This window comes from Arthrobacter sp. TMN-50 (assembly GCF_054511125.1).
This window is the reverse complement of the sequence record NZ_JBTNDG010000001.1, coordinates 711,043-727,457: the sequence shown is the minus strand read 5'-3', so window position 1 is coordinate 727,457 and position 16,415 is coordinate 711,043. Positions and strand designations below refer to the sequence as shown.

The window sequence follows — 16,415 nt, the reverse complement described above, 5'->3', positions numbered from 1 at the left end:
AGCTCTAATGGTCCTCAAGGAGCGCCATCGCCGCGCTGTGCCCACCCAGGCCGCTCACACCGCCGCCGCGCTGGGACCCCGCACCGCACAGCAGCACCCGCGGATGGTCGGTGGCAACGCCCCACCGTTGGGCGGGCGTGTCCAGGGATGCGTCGTCCTCAGCGAAGGGCCAGGACAGGGGACCGTGAAAGATGTTGCCACCGGTCAGGCCCAGGGTTTCCTCGAGATCGAGGGTGGTCTTCGTTTCGATGCAGGGCTGACCGTCGCCGTCGAGCAGGACGCAGCCCTCGACGGGTTCGGCGAGCACGCTGTTCAGTGAGGCGAGCACCGCGGCCTGCAGTTCGGCACGGAGCGCGTCGTGGTCCACGCCGTGGGTGAGCCGGTGCGGCGTCTGGAGGGAGAATACGGTCAGGGAGTGAGCGCCCGAGTCCCGCAACGATTCCGACAGGATCGAGGGGTCCGCCAACGAATGGCAGTAGATCTCAATGGGCAACGGCGACGGTATTGCACCGTGTTCGGCTGCCGTGTAGGCGGCGTCGAGCTGCGAGTACAGCTCGTTGATGTGGAAGGTTCCGCCGAAGGCCTGCTCCGGCTGGACCGCCGGGTCCTTGAGCTTCGGCAGCCGGGAGAGTAATAGGTTTACCTTGACCTGGGCGCCCTCAGCGCCGCCGCCGTGGGCCAGCAAGCCATCACCGTGGTGGCCCCCCATGAGCTGGCCCAGCACTGTCGGAGTGACATTGGCGAGTACGTACTCGCCGGTGACGCGCTGCATCGGTGAACTCTCGCCAACTGGTTGGTAGTGGACGACGCCGTTCGGCGCCACTCCGGTCACCTCGGCGCCAGTGCGGATTATCACTCCCGCGGTCCGCGCGGCGCGTTCCAGAGCGCCGCTGACGGCACCCATCCCGCCGACCGGAACATCCCAGTCCCCGGTGCCTCCACCCACCACGTGGTAGAGGAAGCACTTGTTTTGCTGCAGGTCCTCGTCGTGCGCCCGGGCGAAAGTACTGATCAGCCCATCGGTGAGGAGTACGCCGCGGGCCAGGTCACTGTCCACTGCCCGCTCAATTACCCCGCCGAGCGGCCGCTCGATGAAGTCGAGCCAGAGCTCCTCGTCGTCCACGAGGTCCTTCGCCTCGGATCGCCTGAGCAGGGGTTTGGTGAAGGTGGGCCAGAGCTTTTCGGCGAGGATCGCCGTGCGGCCGTGAAACTCGCCGAAGGACACTGCATCCGGGCCAGCGCCGATGCGCCGGAAACTGTTGCGGGTCGCCTTACGGTCCTGGTTGTCGACCAGCAGCCCCGATTCTCCGTCGGGCATCGGCGTGTAGGAGGAGTAGCGTCGGCGGACCAGTTCAAGATCGAGTCCCAGTTCGTCGATGAGCTGCTGCGGAAGCAGGCTCACCAGGTAGGAGTAGCGCGACAGCCGGGCGCCCGTGCCGGGGAACGCCTCGGCTGACACTGCCGCGCCGCCGACGTGGTCCTGGCGTTCGAGGACCACTACCGATCGGCCCGCCTTGGCCAGATACGTGGCAGCGACCAGCCCATTGTGTCCGCCGCCCACCACTACTGCGTCGAAATGATCCTGTCCGGCCCGTGATCGATCCATTGCAGTACCCTAGCAAGCCGGTTAAACCGGTGGGGGTTGAACTACGTCATTCCGCGCCGCAATGGTCGCCGCGGTGATCTGGCGCATCATGTCGGCGAGCAGCAGTTGGTCCTCGGTCGAGAAGTTCCTCAGTGCGCCGCTGATGTGCTGCGCCAGGGGGGCGAAGAGCTTGCCTCCGGTCACCATGGCCTTTTCGGTCATCTCGAGGTGGACCTGTCGGCGGTCGACGTCGCTCCTGGTGCGCTTCACATGGCCCGCGCTGTCCAGGCGGTCCACCAACGCGGTGGTGGCAGGGGAGCTCAGATGCAGTTCGGAGCGGAGCATCCCGGGGGTCACCGTGGTCCCGGAGCGTGCAGCGCCCATCATCACACCGAGAGCGTTGAGATCGGTGCGGTAGAGCGAATCGCGCGCGCTGACGGCATCGACGTACCGATCCGTTTCAACAGTGAACTGTTGGAGCAGCGCCATCAGTTCGGGCCCTGGATTCTCTGCCATGTGTACTTTCACCTCGTCGTTTAACCTATTGCCGCATCAACAACTCTAGACCGTCTATTTATTTATCTCCATGATGGATATAGTCTTTTTTAGAGATAAGTACTTTGAAAGGCGTTCATCATGCATAGCAAGTGGTTACGGGTTCTGCTCCCCGCCGTCGTCGTCCTGATTTGGTTGATCGGCGCGGCGTTCGGCGGCCCAACGTTCGGCAAGCTGGAGGAGGTTTCCAGCAATGATCAGGCGTCGTTCCTGCCAGCGAGCGCGGAGTCCACGGAGGCTGGGGAACTGCAGGCACAGTTCACCGATTCGGACGCCCTGCCCGCGGTGATCGTGGTCGAATCGGCAACAGAGATCCCGCTGGCGGAGCTGGGGCCGTACGAGGAACTGGCCACCTCACTCGCCGCCGTCGACGGATTGGAAGCGGTGGAGGCTGTTGGCCCCACGGTCATTGGGCCTGTGCCGTCTGAGGATTCCTTCGCCATTCAATACATCGCGTTCGTGGCCGACGGCGCCGAACTGGGTGGGGTGGTGGAGTCGCTCCGCGACGTGCTTACCGCAGAGATCCCCGAGGGCACTACCGGGTACGTCACGGGACCTGCCGGTTTCGCTACAGATTTGGTCAGCGCGTTTGGCGGTATTGACGGGCTGCTGTTGGGCGTCGCTTTGTTGGCCGTCTTCGTGATCCTGTTGGCGGTCTACCGGTCCATTATTCTGCCGTTCCTGGTGCTGCTCACCTCAGTATTTGCGCTCGCGACGTCCATTCTGCTGGTCTATGCCCTGGCCAGCTGGGGATGGATCCAGCTCAGCGGCCAGAGTCAGGGGATCCTGTCCATCCTGGTCATCGGCGCTGCAACCGACTATGCATTGCTGCTGGTGGCCCGGTTCCGGGAGGCCCTCGGCGAGTTTGAGTCCAAGTGGGATGCAATGCGGGTGGCGTACCGTGGCTCGTTCGAACCGATCCTGGCCTCCGGGGCGACAGTCATCCTGGCCCTGCTCTGCCTCCTGTTCTCCGATTTGAACTCCAACCGGAGCCTTGGACCGATCGCTGCGATCGGGATCGTTTTCTCGCTGGGCGCCGCCCTGACCCTGCTACCAGCGTTCCTGCTGCTTTTTGGCCGGGCCGCTTTTTGGCCGTTGCGGCCGAAGGCCGGCTCCCACCATGTTCAGCCGGACGGCGTCGACGCCACCGGCCTGGAAGGTCTGCAGGGTATCTGGAAGCGGGCTGCGACGCTGATCTCCCGGCATGCACGGACCGTCTGGGTGGCGTCCTTCCTGGCGCTGGTCGCAGGATCGCTGGGCTTGTTCCAACTGCAGGCCAATGGGGTGCCGCAGTCAGCCCTGATCCTGACCGAATCCAATGCTGTGGACGGGCAGGACGCCCTGGCACGCCACTTCGACGCCGGCTCCGGCAGTCCGGTCTCGGTCATCGCCCCGGAACAGGACCAGGATGCTGTGCTGGAGGTGGTGCAAAACCAGTCAGGCATCGCCGACGCCGCATTGACTGTTGAGTCACCGGAACCTGGGTCCGCCGTCATCGTCCGCGACGGCAACGTGCTGATTACTGGAACCCTGCAATCCCAGGCGGATTCCGAGGCGGCCGAGGAGGTCGTGCGGGAGCTGCGGACCGCGCTCGACGACGCCAGCCCGGAGGCGCTGGTGGGCGGCGTGACGGCGATTGCCATCGATACCAATGACACGGCGCAGGCCGACCTGGTGAAGATCATCCCGATTGTGCTCGCGGTGATCCTGGTCATTCTCATGCTGTTGCTCCGCTCTGTGATTGCGCCGGTGCTGTTGATCTCGAGCGTGGTGTTGTCCTATGCCACGGCGCTGGGCGTTTCGGCGCTGGTGTTCAACATCCTGTTCGGGTTTGAGGGGGCCGATGCCTCGGTGCCGCTCTTTGGATTCGTGTTCCTGGTGGCGCTGGGCGTGGATTACAACATCTTCCTGATGACGCGCGTCCGGGAGGAGTCGCTGCGGATCGGTACCCGACCGGGAATTCTTCGCGGGTTGGGCGTGACCGGCGGCGTGATCACTTCGGCAGGTGTGGTGCTGGCCGCGACCTTCGCCGCCCTCGGGGTTATTCCGATCCTGTTCCTGGCCCAGATCGCGTTCATCGTGGCCTTCGGTGTGCTTCTTGACACGCTCATTGTGCGCTCGCTGTTGGTACCTGCCCTCGCCTACGACCTGGGCCACCGCATCTGGTGGCCGTCACGGCTGGGCCGGGAGTCCGGGCCGGTACACCGAGGCTCGTCGTCAGACTCGTCGGGTCCAGACACGGCGGGCGGGCACGAGCATGAGACCCGCACTGAGCCAGCCCACCGCGGGTAATACCGTCAGTAACCCGCCGAGCAGCGAAGTGAGATACCCCCGCCCCACCCGTTTGGTGGGGGCGGGGGTGTCTCGGTTGCGGGTCGGAGCGTTGGAACAGGCAGGGAATGCGCTTCCGCCTTGACATAGGTATTTCCCAAGGCCCGGAGTGGAAACTCATCCAAGAGGAGTCGATGGTACCGAGACCGCCACCTACGCCTCTGGACGCCGTACGAGTGACGGTATCCCGAACGGAGTCACCCGACGCCCCTAAAGACGGTGGCTCCGTTTGGGGCGTGCCCAGCCGATTCTGGCTCGAACCCGGACGACGCCCGTTCTCTCACGGCTGAACCATCCCGGAAAGCGCCGGATCCCCGCCATTCCGCCATCGCGGAAGCCATTTTTCCCAAAGTTGAGTCGGGATGACTCAACTTTGATTTGACTCACAACCAAGTCTGGGTACAGTTGAGTGAAGAACGCTCAAGCCTCGACTTTCGAAAGAAGATTCGCGGAGTCCGCTGGCCGGGCGCTCCCCTCATTACGGGCTGTTGAAAGGAAATACGCATGTCACGTGCAGTAGGTATTGACCTCGGAACCACCAACTCAGTGGTTTCCGTACTTGAAGGTGGCGAGCCCACCGTTATCGCCAACGCTGAAGGCGCACGGACTACGCCCTCAATTGTTGCGTTCTCCAAGGGCGGCGAAGTGCTGGTTGGCGAGATCGCCAAGCGCCAGGCTGTTAACAACATTGATCGCACCATTGCCTCCGTCAAGCGCCACATGGGCACCGACTGGAGTGTCAAGGTTGATGACAAGAACTACACGCCGCAGGAAATTTCCGCGCGTATCCTGCAGAAGCTGAAGACCGACGCCGAGAGCTACCTGGGCGAAAAGGTGACCGACGCCGTCGTCACCGTTCCCGCCTACTTCAACGACGCTGAGCGCCAGGCCACCAAGGAAGCCGGCGAGATTGCGGGCCTGAACGTGCTGCGCATTGTCAACGAGCCAACCGCTGCGGCACTGGCGTACGGCCTGGACAAGGGCAAGGAAGACGAGCTCATCCTGGTCTTCGACCTGGGCGGCGGCACCTTCGACGTGTCCCTGCTTGAGGTTGGCAAGGACGAAGACGATTTCTCCACCATCCAGGTGCGTTCCACCTCCGGCGACAACCGCCTCGGCGGCGACGACTGGGATCAGCGTGTCGTCGATTACCTGCTGTCCCAGGCGAAGGCCAAGGGGGTCGACCTGTCCAAGGACAAGATCGCGCTGCAGCGTCTGAAGGAAGCGGCAGAGCAGGCCAAGAAGGAACTTTCCTCGGCGAGCTCCACTAACATCTCCCTGCAGTACCTCTCGGTCACCCCCGACGGCCCTGTCCACCTGGACGAGCACCTGTCGCGCGCCAAATTCCAGGACCTCACCAAGGACCTGCTGGACCGGACCAAGAAGCCGTTCCACGACGTCATTGGAGAAGCCGGCATCAAGGTTGCTGACATCGACCACATCGTGCTCGTCGGTGGCTCCACCCGGATGCCAGCAGTCGTCGAACTGGTCAAGGAACTTGCTGGCGGCAAGGAGCCCAACAAGGGCGTCAACCCTGATGAGGTAGTCGCCGTTGGCGCCGCACTCCAGGCTGGCGTGCTGAAGGGGGAGCGCAAGGACGTACTGCTCATCGACGTCACCCCTCTGTCCCTCGGGATCGAGACCAAGGGCGGCATGATGACCAAGCTGATCGAGCGCAACACGGCCATCCCCACCAAGCGCAGCGAAACCTTTACCACAGCTGATGACAACCAGCCATCGGTGGCTATCCAGGTCTTCCAGGGCGAGCGCGAGTTCACCCGGGACAACAAGCCACTGGGTACCTTTGAATTGACCGGTATCGCTCCGGCACCCCGCGGCGTGCCACAGGTTGAGGTCACCTTCGACCTCGATGCCAACGGCATTGTCCACGTGTCCGCCAAGGACAAGGGCACCGGCGCCGAGCAGTCGATGACCATTACCGGCGGCACCGCACTGTCGAAGGAAGACATCGACCGCATGGTCCGCGAAGCCGAGGAACACGCAGCCGAGGACAAGGAACGGCGTGAAGCGGCGGATACCCGCAACGGCGCCGAGCAGTTGGCCTACTCGGTCGACAAGCTGATTGCTGACAACTCAGACAAGCTGCCCGAGGACGTCAAGACCGAAGTCCAGGCCGACGTCGACGACCTCAAAAAGGCGCTGGAAGCCAACCCCGAGGATGCCGGATCGGCCGACTCGGTCAAGGCAGCGTTTGAGAAGCTTCAGGCATCCCAGACCAAGCTCGGCGAGGCCATCTACGCAGCGGCCCAACAGGACGCGGCCGCTCCAGGCGGCGACGCCCCGCAGGACGGGACGATGCCGGACGCTGGCTCCTCATCGAACGACGAGGACATCGTCGACGCCGAGGTAGTCGACGAAGACGACACCACCGAAAAGAAGTAGTCATGCCGCACCACGGAAATGAAGAAGAGCACCAGTCAGAACCGGTCAACTTCCGCAACAACCGGAAGATCGATCCTGAGACAGGTAAGGTCCGTGGGCAGCATCAGGACGACGACGGCGCACAGGCTGGTCCCTCCGACCAGCCTGTGACACCGGACTCCGTCCAGGATCCAGTCGAGGTGGCCGACGCCGGGGAGCAGCCTGCCGACAGCGATGCACTCGCCCAGGCCGAGGCCATCCTCAACGGGATCGATGGCGAGGGGTTCACCGAACCCGTCGCCGAATCGGCCTCCGCACTGGAAGCCGAGCTGCGCACCGACCTGCAACGCCTTTCGGCCGAGTACGTCAACTACCGGAAGCGGGTTGAACGTGACCGGGATGTTGCCCGGGATATGGCGGTAATCGGGGTCCTGAATTCCCTGATGCCAGTCCTGGACGACATCGATGCCGCCCGCCAGCACGGCGACCTATCCGACGGGCCCTTCGCCGCGATCTCCACCAAACTGGAGAACGCGCTGAAGACCTACGGCCTGACCCGGATCGACGAGACCGGCGTGGAGTTCGACCCGAACATCCACGAAGCCCTGATCCAGCAGCCCAACGCCGATGTGCAGTTTGACAGCGTCAGTCAGATCCTGCGCGCAGGCTACAAGATGGGCGACCGCGTCCTTCGGGCGGCGCAGGTGATCGTCGCAGTACCCGAGTAGTTGTCTTACTGAGCCGGAGCAGTTCCCGAACCGGCGGCAACGAAATTTTCTGGGCTCGCAAGCTCGCTCGGAAAATATTAAAGCCGCCCGTTCGGGGACTGCCCCGGCTTCCGACATACTCACCTAAGCTTTGAATTCATTACGAGAGGGGATACCAATTGGCTAGTCAGGATTGGGTGGACAAGGACTTCTATAAGATCCTCGGTGTCCCCAAAGATGCAACAGCTGCCGACATCAAGAAGTCCTACCGCAAGCTGGCGCGCAAGCACCACCCGGACCAGAACCAGGCGACCGGTGGGTCCGACAAGATGTTCAAGGACATCTCGGAGGCGTATTCGGTGCTCTCCGATCCCGAAGATCGTCAACAGTACGATGCCATCCGGGCGATGGGCGGCGGTGCACGTTTCACCGCTGGCGGTCCTGGCGGGGGAGCCGGCGGTGCTGGTTTCGAGGACATGTTCGGCAACCTCTTCGGCCAGGGTGCCGGGCAGCAACGCTCCGGACGCCAACGAGCCGGCAGTGGGGGAGGCGGCTACAACAATCTTCCCCCGGAATTCGCGGACCTGTTCGGACAGGGCGGTGGCGGTGGATTCGGCGGATACCAGCCCCCTGCGCGCAAGGGTGCCGACCGGACGGCCACCACCAACATTTCCTTCGCCGGTTCCATCAACGGCACCATTATCGGGCTGCGCGAACCATCCGGCGAGGTCATCGATGTCCGGGTCCCCGCCGGCATCAAAGATGGGCAGAAGGTCCGCGTCCGTGGCAAAGGGCAGGCTGGCGCGGCCGGAAACGGCGACCTGATGGTCAGCGTCAGCGTCAAGCCGCACCCATTTTTCCAGCGCGACGGTGACAACATTCGGGTGCACGTCCCGGTCTCCTTCCCCGAGGCCGCCCTGGGTGCGCTGATCGATGTGCCCACGCTCACGGGTGATTCAGTCAAGGTCAAGGTTCCGGCCGGAACGCCATCGGGCCGCACTCTGCGCGTCAAGGGCCGCGGCGTGTCTACCGCGAAGGCGTCGGGTGACCTGCTGGTGATGATCGACGTCGTCGTCCCCCAGAAGCTGAACAAGGACGCCGAAGCTGCCGTGGAGGCGTTTGCTGCGGCGACCGCGGACGCCGACCCGCGCGCCGGTCTCGCCGCCAAAGCGAAACTCTAAAACCCAAACTGCTGCGAAAAGGAGGTCACGATGCCAATCGACGCAACCCTGCCGATCTACGTGATCTCCGTCGCTGCCGAACTGGCGGACATGCACCCGCAAACACTGCGCCAATACGACCGGCTCGGGCTGGTGACCCCCAGCCGGGCGCCCGGCCGTGCCCGACGCTACTCGCAGCGGGACGTGACTACCCTCCGGGAGGTGCAGCGGCTGTCCCAGGAGGGCGTGTCACTGGAAGGCATTCGCAGGATCCTGCAACTTGAGAACCAGGTGGCGGCCCTTCAGTACCGGGTGCAGGAGCTGGCCACCGAGCTGGCATCCCGCCGTCGACAGCCCGATGCCAGCAGGGTCTTCGCAGCGGGTCTCGCGGGAGACGTTGTCACCCTCGCCCGCGGACAGCGGCCCCGCCCGCGCAGCCAGGCAATGGTCGTGTGGCGACCGTGAGGCCGATCCAGCCAGCTGACGCCCCACTGGAAACCCGTTCGGTTACGGTGCAGACTGGAAGTATGCCTCAACAGTTCTCCGACGCCGGTGACTTCGGCGAAATGCTCATGCAGTTGCTCCTGATCGGTGGGGCGACGCTGTTGGTGATTGGTCTTGGCATGGCCTTCGCCACCTGGATCATTGTCCGGCGGCTGCGTCGATCCGGCGTCGTACAGCGCAGCTTTTCGCACGGAGTGCTGACGGCCCGTTCCTACGCGGTCGACGACGGCGTCCGGCGGATCGCACGGCTCCGACTGGATCTGCGGCGCTCCGGTCAAGCGACCCGGCGGGCCCTCGACGCTGCCGCCGGAAGCGGCGGTCCGATTGGTGAACTTCCACTGGTGGCTGAAGACCTGTTCCGGGCCGAGCGTGCACTTGAGGAGCAGCTGCGAATCGCCGAACGCGAACCCGACCGACAGCTAAAACGTGATTTGGCTGGCCGGGTCGGCGAGCAGGTCCAGTCTTATATCACCCTGTCCGCTGAACTCCGCCGGTCACTGATGGAGGCAGGCCAGCCGACGGGCGCGAACGAAATCCATCGGGCTAGCACCCACCTCAAGCGTGAAATCAATGTGCTACAGGCGTGGAGCACGTCTTACGGCACCCGTGACCAGATCCAGTAGAGGCTGAGAGGACCATCACCATGTCAATTGGCCGCCGCCTTTCCCGCATCGTTCGGGCCAACCGCACTGCGGCCAAGGAAAAACCTGCTGACCCGATCCAGACAGTCGATGAAGCGCACCGCCAGCAACTCGACCTGATGGATAAGGCCCGCCGCAGCGTCGCCGACCTGGCCGCCAACCGTCACCGCCTTGAGCTGCTCACAGGAGAAGCCCGCGCAGAGCTCGATCAGCTCGAGCACCTTGCCTCCGACGCTGTCAACGCGGGCGACGACGACGCCGCCCGTGCTGCCCTGCGACGCAGTATGGCCGTAACCAAGCGCCTGGAGACGTTTACGCGTCAGCGCAACGAGCTTGATACGCAGGTACGCCAGCTCGACTCAAACCTTCAACGGCTGGAGACCCGGGTAGAAGACAACGGCATCCGCTACCAGACGCTGAAGGCCAGGCACGGCGCAGCGCAGGCCGAGCTCGGGATGCAGGATGCGCTAACCGGCTCTGGGCAAGCGGCCGCAGGCGCCGAAGCTGCGGCCCGGCAGGCCGAGTTGGAAGCCCGGCGGATGCAGGCCCAGGTTGCAGCACACGACGAGCTATCCTGGTCCGACCCCAACTCCCGCCGGGTTGAGGAAGCTTTCGAGGAGTTGGAGGCCAGCTCCGCAGCCGACCGGGAGTTGGAGCGGCTGAAGCACCGTCGCCCAGGCGACTAGTTTTCGTATTCCGGTTGATCACGCCGATAGCGCGGCGGCGGCGTCGGTAGACTCTGCGGCATGACAACAATCAGTGGCAGCCATTACCTGGTCATCGGTGCGACGGGGGTGCTCGGCGCTGCCGTGGCGCGGCAGTTGGTCGCCGCTGGTGCACGCGTAACCTTATCCGGGCGGTCCGCTGAAAAGCTTGGCAGTCTTGCCGAGGAGCTCGGGGCTTCCGTAGCCGGTATCATCGCCGCCGATCTCACCCAACCCGGTGCACCAGCTGAGATAGCTGACGCCTGCGGGGACATCGACGGGTTGGTCTACGCCGCCGGTGTGGTCGCATTCGGTCCCGCCGCGGAACTCGACGACGACACCCTGGATGAGCTCCTCCTAGTGAACCTCATGGCCTACATCAGGCTTATCCGTGCGGTGTCGTCGCACCTGCGGCGGGACTCAATAGTGATTCAGATCAGTGCCGTGGTGGCCGAGAGCCCCACCGCTGGCATGGCCGCGTATTCTGCCAGTAAGGCGGCCCTGAGTGCTTTCGGGAAGGCGTTGGCGCTGGAAGCCCGACGGCAGGGCATCCGAGTGCTCGATGCCCGGCCGCCGCATACCGAGACTGGGCTGGTGAACCGTGCGATTGCGGGGTCTGCCCCACGTCTACCTCAGGGGAAGGACCCCGAAGCTGTAGCGGCCCGGATCCTTGAGGCAATTAGCAGCGACGAGAAAGATCTGCCCGCCTCGGAGTTCAGCTAGCGTTGCTCCACGGGGCGAAGGCTACCGGACGGCTGGGCTGTTGCTCGCCGTCGTATTCGCTGGGTTGACCCTTGCAGCTGCAGCGGCGCCCCTAAGTTTCAGGCATAGATTGCAGCAGACTCTTGCCCGGAAAGATGATCTCACCGAGTTGACGAACCGGGGTGCGCTGGACGCGGAGGTCGGACTGATGCTGGACGGCCCTCAGGCGGTCGGCGTGCTCCGGGAGTTGCGCGCGCTGGCATAGAGATATCCATCGATGATTTCGACGCCGGTTACAGTTCTCTCGCTTACCTTCGAGACCTTCCAATCGACGAGCTGAAGCTTGACCGGTCATTTGTCAATTGTTTGGAGCGCCACGGAGGGTGGAAGCAGCGAGAACGCCGGCGGTTACTGCCAGACCGCAGGCGAATAGGGCTACCCCGGTCCAGCCCCACCCGACAAAAAAGAAGCCTCCAATCCAGCCGACCAGACTGGACCCGGCGTAGTAGAAGAGGTTATACAGGCTGGACGCCTGGGCGCTCCCTACGTCCGCGAGCCGCGGCGTCCATCCGGCGGCCACCGAATGAACGGTGAAGAATCCACCGGTGAAGATCACCAGTCCGACAACAATCAGGGGAAGGGAATCGGCAAGGGTAATCAGCAGCCCCGCGACGATGACCGGGATCCCGGCCAGCATGACTCGCAGCCGACCAAAGCGGATGGCGAGGGTTCCCGCCACCCGGGAGGTGACCGTCCCAGCGAGGTAGGCGAGGAACAGGAGGCTAATCACCGCCACCGGGAGCCCGAACGGGGCCAGCTCAAGCCGGAAGCCCAGATAGTTGTACACCGCCACGAACCCACCCATCAGCAGAAACCCCTGGGCATACAAACCGAGCTGCCGCAGTGACCGAATGTTGTGGACAATGCGCTCCGAAAGCCTGGGACCAACGCCCCGGACCACCGGAGTAAATCCCAGCGGCGCCGGTGCAAGCCAGACGAACGCCACTGCCGCTAGCGCTGCCAGCAGGCTCGCCGTGAGGACGCCAGCCCGCCAATCCAACAGGTCCGCCATCGGCCCCGCCACCAGCCGACCAGACAGCCCACCGATGGTTGTCCCCGCGACATAGGTCCCGGCAGCGACCGCGGCGTGCAGTCGCTGCACTTCTTCGTTGAGATAAACCAGGGCGATGGCGGGGATCCCACCCAATGCCGCGCCCTCCAGGAAGCGCAACACCAGCATCAGCCCAAAAGTGGGTGCCAACGGCACCAGCAGGCCGAAAACGACGGCGACGCTGATCGCCCAGGTCATCGCGCGTTTGCGACCCGCACGGTCTGCCGCCCAGGACCAGGGGAGCACCGCCAACGCAAGACCAACCGTCGCCGCCGACACGGTCAGGGCGGCGTCGGCAGCGGAAATGGCGAAGTCGTCGGCGATGCTTGTGAGAACGCTCTGCACCGAATAGAGCTGGGAGAAGGTCGCCACCCCGGCGAAGAACAGGGCCCAAAGCATCCGGTTGTATGCCCGGCTGCCCTTGGGATGCCCATCCCACGCCCCGCGACGGTTCACCGAGGGTCTCGCTGAGCAGGATTTCTTAGGTCCGGCAGGCGGGCGCGCTCGGACAAGGATGGCAAACCTTTTTGCCTAGGCCCGGCGATAGGTCAGATCGAAGATCATCCGACCGGCTTCGTGTGCTTTGTTCTCGAAGCTGGTGAGGATTCGGCCGTCGAAGCGGGGGGCCCACCCGCCGCGCGTGTCGATGCCCTCATTGATGCCGGTGTTCCCGGTGCTGACGGGGTCTTTGCCCTCACGCACTGGAGCGCCACCGACCACGAGTTCCACCCCGCTCTCCCACACCTGGGTGAGGGGGCTGTCGGCGTCGATGCGTTCGCCGTCGTGCACGTTGGTGAACTGGTCTGAGCCGTCCAGGACGTCGCGCATCTGCACGGCGTAGTCGGACCAGTCGGTTGCCAGCCGCCAGAGGCCACCCGGCGCCAGGACCCGGGCCGCGGTCTCGGCGAAGTCGGCCTTCACCAGGCGACGCTTCCGGTGGCGGGTCTTGTGCCACGGGTCGGGGAAAAACACCCAGAGTTCACTGACGGACCCCTCCGGCAGCATGGTGGCGAGGGCTTCGGCAGCGTTCGCCTGCGCCACGCGCACATTGGTCAGTCTCTTCTGCTCGATCCGCAGCAGGGTTTGCGCGAGGCCCGGTTTGTAGACTTCCAGCGCCAGAAAGTTGAAATCCGGGTGCAGTTCGGCGGCGTGGGTAATTGCCTCGCCGAGCCCCGAACCCACCTCGACGACGAGGGGAGCGTCGCGATCAAACTCGGCTGCGGCGTCGAACTGGTAGTCCGGATCCACCGAGGTATCGGCCATCGTGTTGCGCGGCACCTCGACCACAAACCCATCCAGCTCCGCCCACGCCTGACGACGCCGGCCTTGCAGGCGGGAGCCCCTGCGCACAAAGGAAACCGGTTGGGACAGGTGCGGTTCGGCCGGAGTCGGGGCTGCTGGATGAGTAGTCATTGGTCTAAGGGTATCCAAGACAACGAAACGCGCCCGCAGCAGTGGAAGGAACAGAACCGCCAAAGCGGGTTATTCCAACCACTGCTGCGGGCGCGCCCTGACGGTGTTGCCGTCGCAGGGAGGTGGCTAGTGGTCGGACTCGGCTGCGGCAGCGGCTGCTGCCTTTTCGGCATCCTTCTCGGCGCGCAGGGCTGCGGCTTCGTCCTGTTCCTCGGCCTTTTCCTGATGGATGACCTCAGCGAGCAGCTTCTCCATCTCCTTGGCCACGCCGCCGGCGGAGGCCGGGTTCTGGCCCGTGACCAAGCGCTCGTCAACGATGACCTTCTCCTCGAAGACACCCGCGGATACGTGGGTGGCGCCCTGTTCTTCCAGGCGGTCCGCCAGGAAGAACGGAACGATCTTGTCCTTGTCGGCAGCCACTTCCTCCTCGTTGGTAAACGCTGCGACGCGCTTGCCTTCAACAAGCCGCAGGCCATTCTCCAGCTCAACATTCAACAGGCCGGCAGGACCGTGGCAGACCGCCCCGACCACACCGCCGGCGTTGTACACGCTGGCCACCAGCTTCTGCAGGCCTTCACTGTCCGGGAAGTCCCACATGGTGCCGTGCCCGCCCACCAGGTAGACGGCGTCGTACTGTGATGGGTCAACCACGTCGACCCGGGCCGTGTTGTAGAGGCCGGCCTTCGTGGTTTCGTCTTCGGTGAAGGCCACCTGAATGGGGTCGGAGGTATCAACTTCGTCGCGGGGAGGCTGGCCACCTTTGATGGAGGCGAAGTCAACGAAGTGGCCTGAATCCTTGAAAACCTTCCATGGATGGGCAGCCTCAGCCACGTTGTACCCGGTCTTCTCGCCGGTATCGCCGAGTTCGGAAACGCTGGTCAGTACAAGCAGGACTTTTTTCATTGAATGCTCCTTTAGTCGTTGATTCCACCCTAGGCGAGGAGCCCTCACAGTGCACCTCGCGCCGGGCGGTGCACCATACCGGCCAACGCTGCAGGAACCGGCCAGCGCTGCAGATTCCTGCAGCCGCGGTAGTCATATTGGGCGCGGCTGCCGGTATCTGCAGCGGAGGCCCCAGTCAGCTCACGACGGCGGCCAGCTCGGCGATCCGTGCCAGGGCCAGCTGGGTGTACAGGGCTGCGCCGTCGGCCAGGACGTTGTCATCGAAGGTGGCGTACGGGGAGTGGTTGAACGGGCTCTGCAACGGGTCGGTTCCCGGGGTGACCGCCGAAAGGAAGACGAAACTGCCGGGTACCGCGGCCAGGACCCGGGAAAAGTCCTCCGACCCGCTCAGCGGCTGGGCCATTCTGCTGTACCGGTCGGAGCCGAACAGGTTGGCAATGACCGATTCGGCGCGCTCCGTCTCGGCTTCATCAGTGACCGTCAACGGATACTCGGTCGAGTAGACAACAGTCACCTCAACCCCGTGGGCGGCGGCAATGCCCGCCAGAAGCCGCGGGATCACGTGCTGCAGCTTCTCCCGGTTTGCCTCCGAGAAGGTCCTGACCGTCGCCTCAAACATGGCCGACTCGGGGATGACGTTGCGTTTGGTGCCCGCCCTGAGTACTCCGACGGTCACCACCACCGGATCGAACATGTTGAACTGCCGGGTGATCATCACCTGCAGGGCGGTCACCATCTCCGCTGCGGCGGTCACCGGGTCCTTCGCCAGATGCGGAGCCGATCCGTGCCCACCCGCCCCATGCACCGTCACGTGCAGCCCATCCGAGGCGGACATCAAAGTGCCGGGGCGCGTTGACATCAGCCCATTGGGTGCGAGTGCCGACATGACGTGGAGCCCGTACGCGGCGTCGGGCCTGCGCCCGGCAGCGTCCAGCACTCCCTCGCGGATCATCACCCCGGCGCCGTCGAACCCTTCCTCGCCGGGCTGAAACATGAGGACGACGTCGCCCGGCAGCTGGTCCCGCCGGTCGGCGAGGAGAGTGGCGGCACCGGTCAGCATGGCGGTGTGCAGGTCGTGGCCGCAGGCGTGCATAGCACCGTCGATGGTTGACGAATAATCCACTCCGGTCTGTTCCTGCACCGGTAGGGCATCCATGTCTCCGCGGAGCAGGATCACGGGTTTCTCGGCCGACGCAGGGGAGCCGTGACCACGTAACACCGCGGTCACGGAGGTCGTGTCCTGGCCGAGGGTGATCTCGTAGGGCAGGCCGTCGAGCGCTTCGAGCACTTTCTCCTGGGTCCTGGGCAGCTGCAGGCCGATCTCCGGTTCCCGATGCAGCCGGTGTCGCAACCGCACCAGATCGTCATGGATGCCGTGCGCGTCGGCCAGCACTGTCTCGGTGGAGTCTGTCATCGGGTCTCCCGGTAGCTGTGGTGTCAGTCACTTCCACCCCCAGTTCACGGCCAAACCGACCCGTGCGCAAGTCGGTGGGAGCATTCGCTGATAGAGTTGGGGGACTTGCCTGCGTGTCGGCTTGCCTGGAAAAACTCCCAGGCAGCCGGTTATTACCGCAGCTTGCGTCGATGAACGCTTTCTTTTGTCCCGCATTTGAGCTCCCAATATCGTGAGCGCGGTTGACACTGTCTGACTTTTCTTCGGCGAACCCCTCGCGTCAACCGATTCGTGGGGAAGATGAGAAGAAAGTTCGTGTACCTA

15 protein-coding genes and 1 pseudogene are annotated in these 16,415 nt (G+C 64.1%); 10 read left to right on the top strand and 6 right to left on the bottom strand.

The annotated features are described in order from the left end of the window. Nucleotides 1-4: 4 nt before the first annotated feature. Together ACX80A_RS03525 and ACX80A_RS03520 are read right to left on the bottom strand one after the other, a co-directional pair. Nucleotides 5-1,606, bottom strand: coding sequence for a phytoene desaturase family protein (locus tag ACX80A_RS03525; RefSeq protein ID WP_459258282.1), 1,602 nt, complete (start codon nucleotides 1,604-1,606; stop codon nucleotides 5-7). Nucleotides 1,607-1,627: 21 nt separating this feature from the next. Then, nucleotides 1,628-2,101: a MarR family winged helix-turn-helix transcriptional regulator gene (locus ACX80A_RS03520; RefSeq protein WP_459258281.1), complete on the bottom strand. Its 474-nt coding sequence runs from the start codon at nucleotides 2,099-2,101 to the stop codon at nucleotides 1,628-1,630. A gap of 120 nt (nucleotides 2,102-2,221) precedes the next feature. Between ACX80A_RS03520 and ACX80A_RS03515 the strand changes: the two genes are divergently transcribed. The 10 genes and pseudogenes from ACX80A_RS03515 to ACX80A_RS03470 form a co-directional block, all read left to right on the top strand. Next, entirely contained in the window at nucleotides 2,222-4,432 is a 2,211-nt protein-coding gene (locus ACX80A_RS03515; protein ID WP_459258280.1) for an MMPL family transporter, read from the top strand. Nucleotides 4,433-4,975: 543 nt separating this feature from the next. Then, nucleotides 4,976-6,874 (top strand): molecular chaperone DnaK, encoded by a 1,899-nt coding sequence (gene dnaK, locus ACX80A_RS03510; RefSeq protein ID WP_459258279.1) that lies wholly within the window; start codon nucleotides 4,976-4,978, stop codon nucleotides 6,872-6,874. Between the two features lie 2 nt (nucleotides 6,875-6,876). Continuing rightward, nucleotides 6,877-7,581, top strand: coding sequence for a nucleotide exchange factor GrpE (locus ACX80A_RS03505; RefSeq protein WP_459258278.1), 705 nt, complete (start codon nucleotides 6,877-6,879; stop codon nucleotides 7,579-7,581). A 158-nt stretch (nucleotides 7,582-7,739) separates the two neighbouring features. Continuing rightward, nucleotides 7,740-8,741 carry a DnaJ C-terminal domain-containing protein gene (locus ACX80A_RS03500; protein WP_459258277.1) on the top strand — a complete coding sequence of 334 codons (1,002 nt, stop codon included), beginning with the start codon at nucleotides 7,740-7,742 and terminating at the stop codon, nucleotides 8,739-8,741. A 30-nt stretch (nucleotides 8,742-8,771) separates the two neighbouring features. Further along, complete coding sequence (locus ACX80A_RS03495; protein ID WP_459258276.1) at nucleotides 8,772-9,185, top strand: heat shock protein transcriptional repressor HspR; 414 nt, start codon at nucleotides 8,772-8,774, stop codon at nucleotides 9,183-9,185. 62 nt (nucleotides 9,186-9,247) lie between these two features. Beyond that, nucleotides 9,248-9,847, top strand: coding sequence for a hypothetical protein (locus ACX80A_RS03490; protein ID WP_459258275.1), 600 nt, complete (start codon nucleotides 9,248-9,250; stop codon nucleotides 9,845-9,847). A 20-nt stretch (nucleotides 9,848-9,867) separates the two neighbouring features. Beyond that, on the top strand, nucleotides 9,868-10,551 hold the full coding sequence (locus tag ACX80A_RS03485) for a PspA/IM30 family protein (protein WP_459258274.1): 684 nt from the start codon (nucleotides 9,868-9,870) through the stop codon (nucleotides 10,549-10,551). A 60-nt stretch (nucleotides 10,552-10,611) separates the two neighbouring features. Beyond that, a complete protein-coding gene (locus ACX80A_RS03480) occupies nucleotides 10,612-11,292 on the top strand; it encodes an SDR family NAD(P)-dependent oxidoreductase (protein ID WP_459258273.1) in 681 nt (226 codons plus the stop codon). 109 nt (nucleotides 11,293-11,401) lie between these two features. Next, complete coding sequence (locus tag ACX80A_RS03475; protein WP_459258272.1) at nucleotides 11,402-11,536, top strand: hypothetical protein; 135 nt, start codon at nucleotides 11,402-11,404, stop codon at nucleotides 11,534-11,536. Continuing rightward, a pseudogene (locus tag ACX80A_RS03470) lies at nucleotides 11,533-11,583 on the top strand (hypothetical protein); the annotation flags it as partial. The gene ACX80A_RS03475 and the pseudogene ACX80A_RS03470, both read left to right, overlap by 4 nt. Before the next feature lie 46 nt (nucleotides 11,584-11,629). On the opposite strand, the gene ACX80A_RS03465 reads toward ACX80A_RS03470, so the two are convergent. The 4 genes from ACX80A_RS03465 to ACX80A_RS03450 all read right to left on the bottom strand — a co-directional run bounded on the left by ACX80A_RS03465 (nucleotide 11,630) and on the right by ACX80A_RS03450 (nucleotide 16,112). Next, nucleotides 11,630-12,781 (bottom strand): MFS transporter, encoded by a 1,152-nt coding sequence (locus tag ACX80A_RS03465; RefSeq protein ID WP_459258352.1) that lies wholly within the window; start codon nucleotides 12,779-12,781, stop codon nucleotides 11,630-11,632. Between the two features lie 132 nt (nucleotides 12,782-12,913). Continuing rightward, a complete protein-coding gene (gene trmB / locus ACX80A_RS03460) occupies nucleotides 12,914-13,795 on the bottom strand; it encodes a tRNA (guanosine(46)-N7)-methyltransferase TrmB (protein WP_459258271.1) in 882 nt (293 codons plus the stop codon). Nucleotides 13,796-13,921: 126 nt separating this feature from the next. Beyond that, nucleotides 13,922-14,698 carry a type 1 glutamine amidotransferase domain-containing protein gene (locus ACX80A_RS03455; protein WP_459258270.1) on the bottom strand — a complete coding sequence of 259 codons (777 nt, stop codon included), beginning with the start codon at nucleotides 14,696-14,698 and terminating at the stop codon, nucleotides 13,922-13,924. Between the two features lie 175 nt (nucleotides 14,699-14,873). After that, nucleotides 14,874-16,112, bottom strand: a complete 1,239-nt coding sequence (locus ACX80A_RS03450; protein ID WP_459258269.1) for a M20 metallopeptidase family protein — start codon at nucleotides 16,110-16,112, stop codon at nucleotides 14,874-14,876. Between the last annotated feature and the right edge of the window lie 303 nt (nucleotides 16,113-16,415).

Coding starts and splice junctions, on each gene's coding strand:
- dnaK (WP_459258279.1), top strand. CDS start 4,976: ATGTCACGTGCAGTAGGTATTGACCTCGGAACCACCAACTCAGTGGTT.
- ACX80A_RS03450 (WP_459258269.1), bottom strand. CDS start 16,112: ATGACAGACTCCACCGAGACAGTGCTGGCCGACGCGCACGGCATCCAT.
- ACX80A_RS03520 (WP_459258281.1), bottom strand. CDS start 2,101: ATGGCAGAGAATCCAGGGCCCGAACTGATGGCGCTGCTCCAACAGTTC.
- ACX80A_RS03480 (WP_459258273.1), top strand. CDS start 10,612: ATGACAACAATCAGTGGCAGCCATTACCTGGTCATCGGTGCGACGGGG.
- ACX80A_RS03525 (WP_459258282.1), bottom strand. CDS start 1,606: ATGGATCGATCACGGGCCGGACAGGATCATTTCGACGCAGTAGTGGTG.
- ACX80A_RS03495 (WP_459258276.1), top strand. CDS start 8,772: ATGCCAATCGACGCAACCCTGCCGATCTACGTGATCTCCGTCGCTGCC.
- ACX80A_RS03505 (WP_459258278.1), top strand. CDS start 6,877: ATGCCGCACCACGGAAATGAAGAAGAGCACCAGTCAGAACCGGTCAAC.
- ACX80A_RS03485 (WP_459258274.1), top strand. CDS start 9,868: ATGTCAATTGGCCGCCGCCTTTCCCGCATCGTTCGGGCCAACCGCACT.
- ACX80A_RS03515 (WP_459258280.1), top strand. CDS start 2,222: ATGCATAGCAAGTGGTTACGGGTTCTGCTCCCCGCCGTCGTCGTCCTG.
- trmB (WP_459258271.1), bottom strand. CDS start 13,795: ATGACTACTCATCCAGCAGCCCCGACTCCGGCCGAACCGCACCTGTCC.
- ACX80A_RS03455 (WP_459258270.1), bottom strand. CDS start 14,698: ATGAAAAAAGTCCTGCTTGTACTGACCAGCGTTTCCGAACTCGGCGAT.
- ACX80A_RS03490 (WP_459258275.1), top strand. CDS start 9,248: ATGCCTCAACAGTTCTCCGACGCCGGTGACTTCGGCGAAATGCTCATG.
- ACX80A_RS03465 (WP_459258352.1), bottom strand. CDS start 12,781: ATGCTTTGGGCCCTGTTCTTCGCCGGGGTGGCGACCTTCTCCCAGCTC.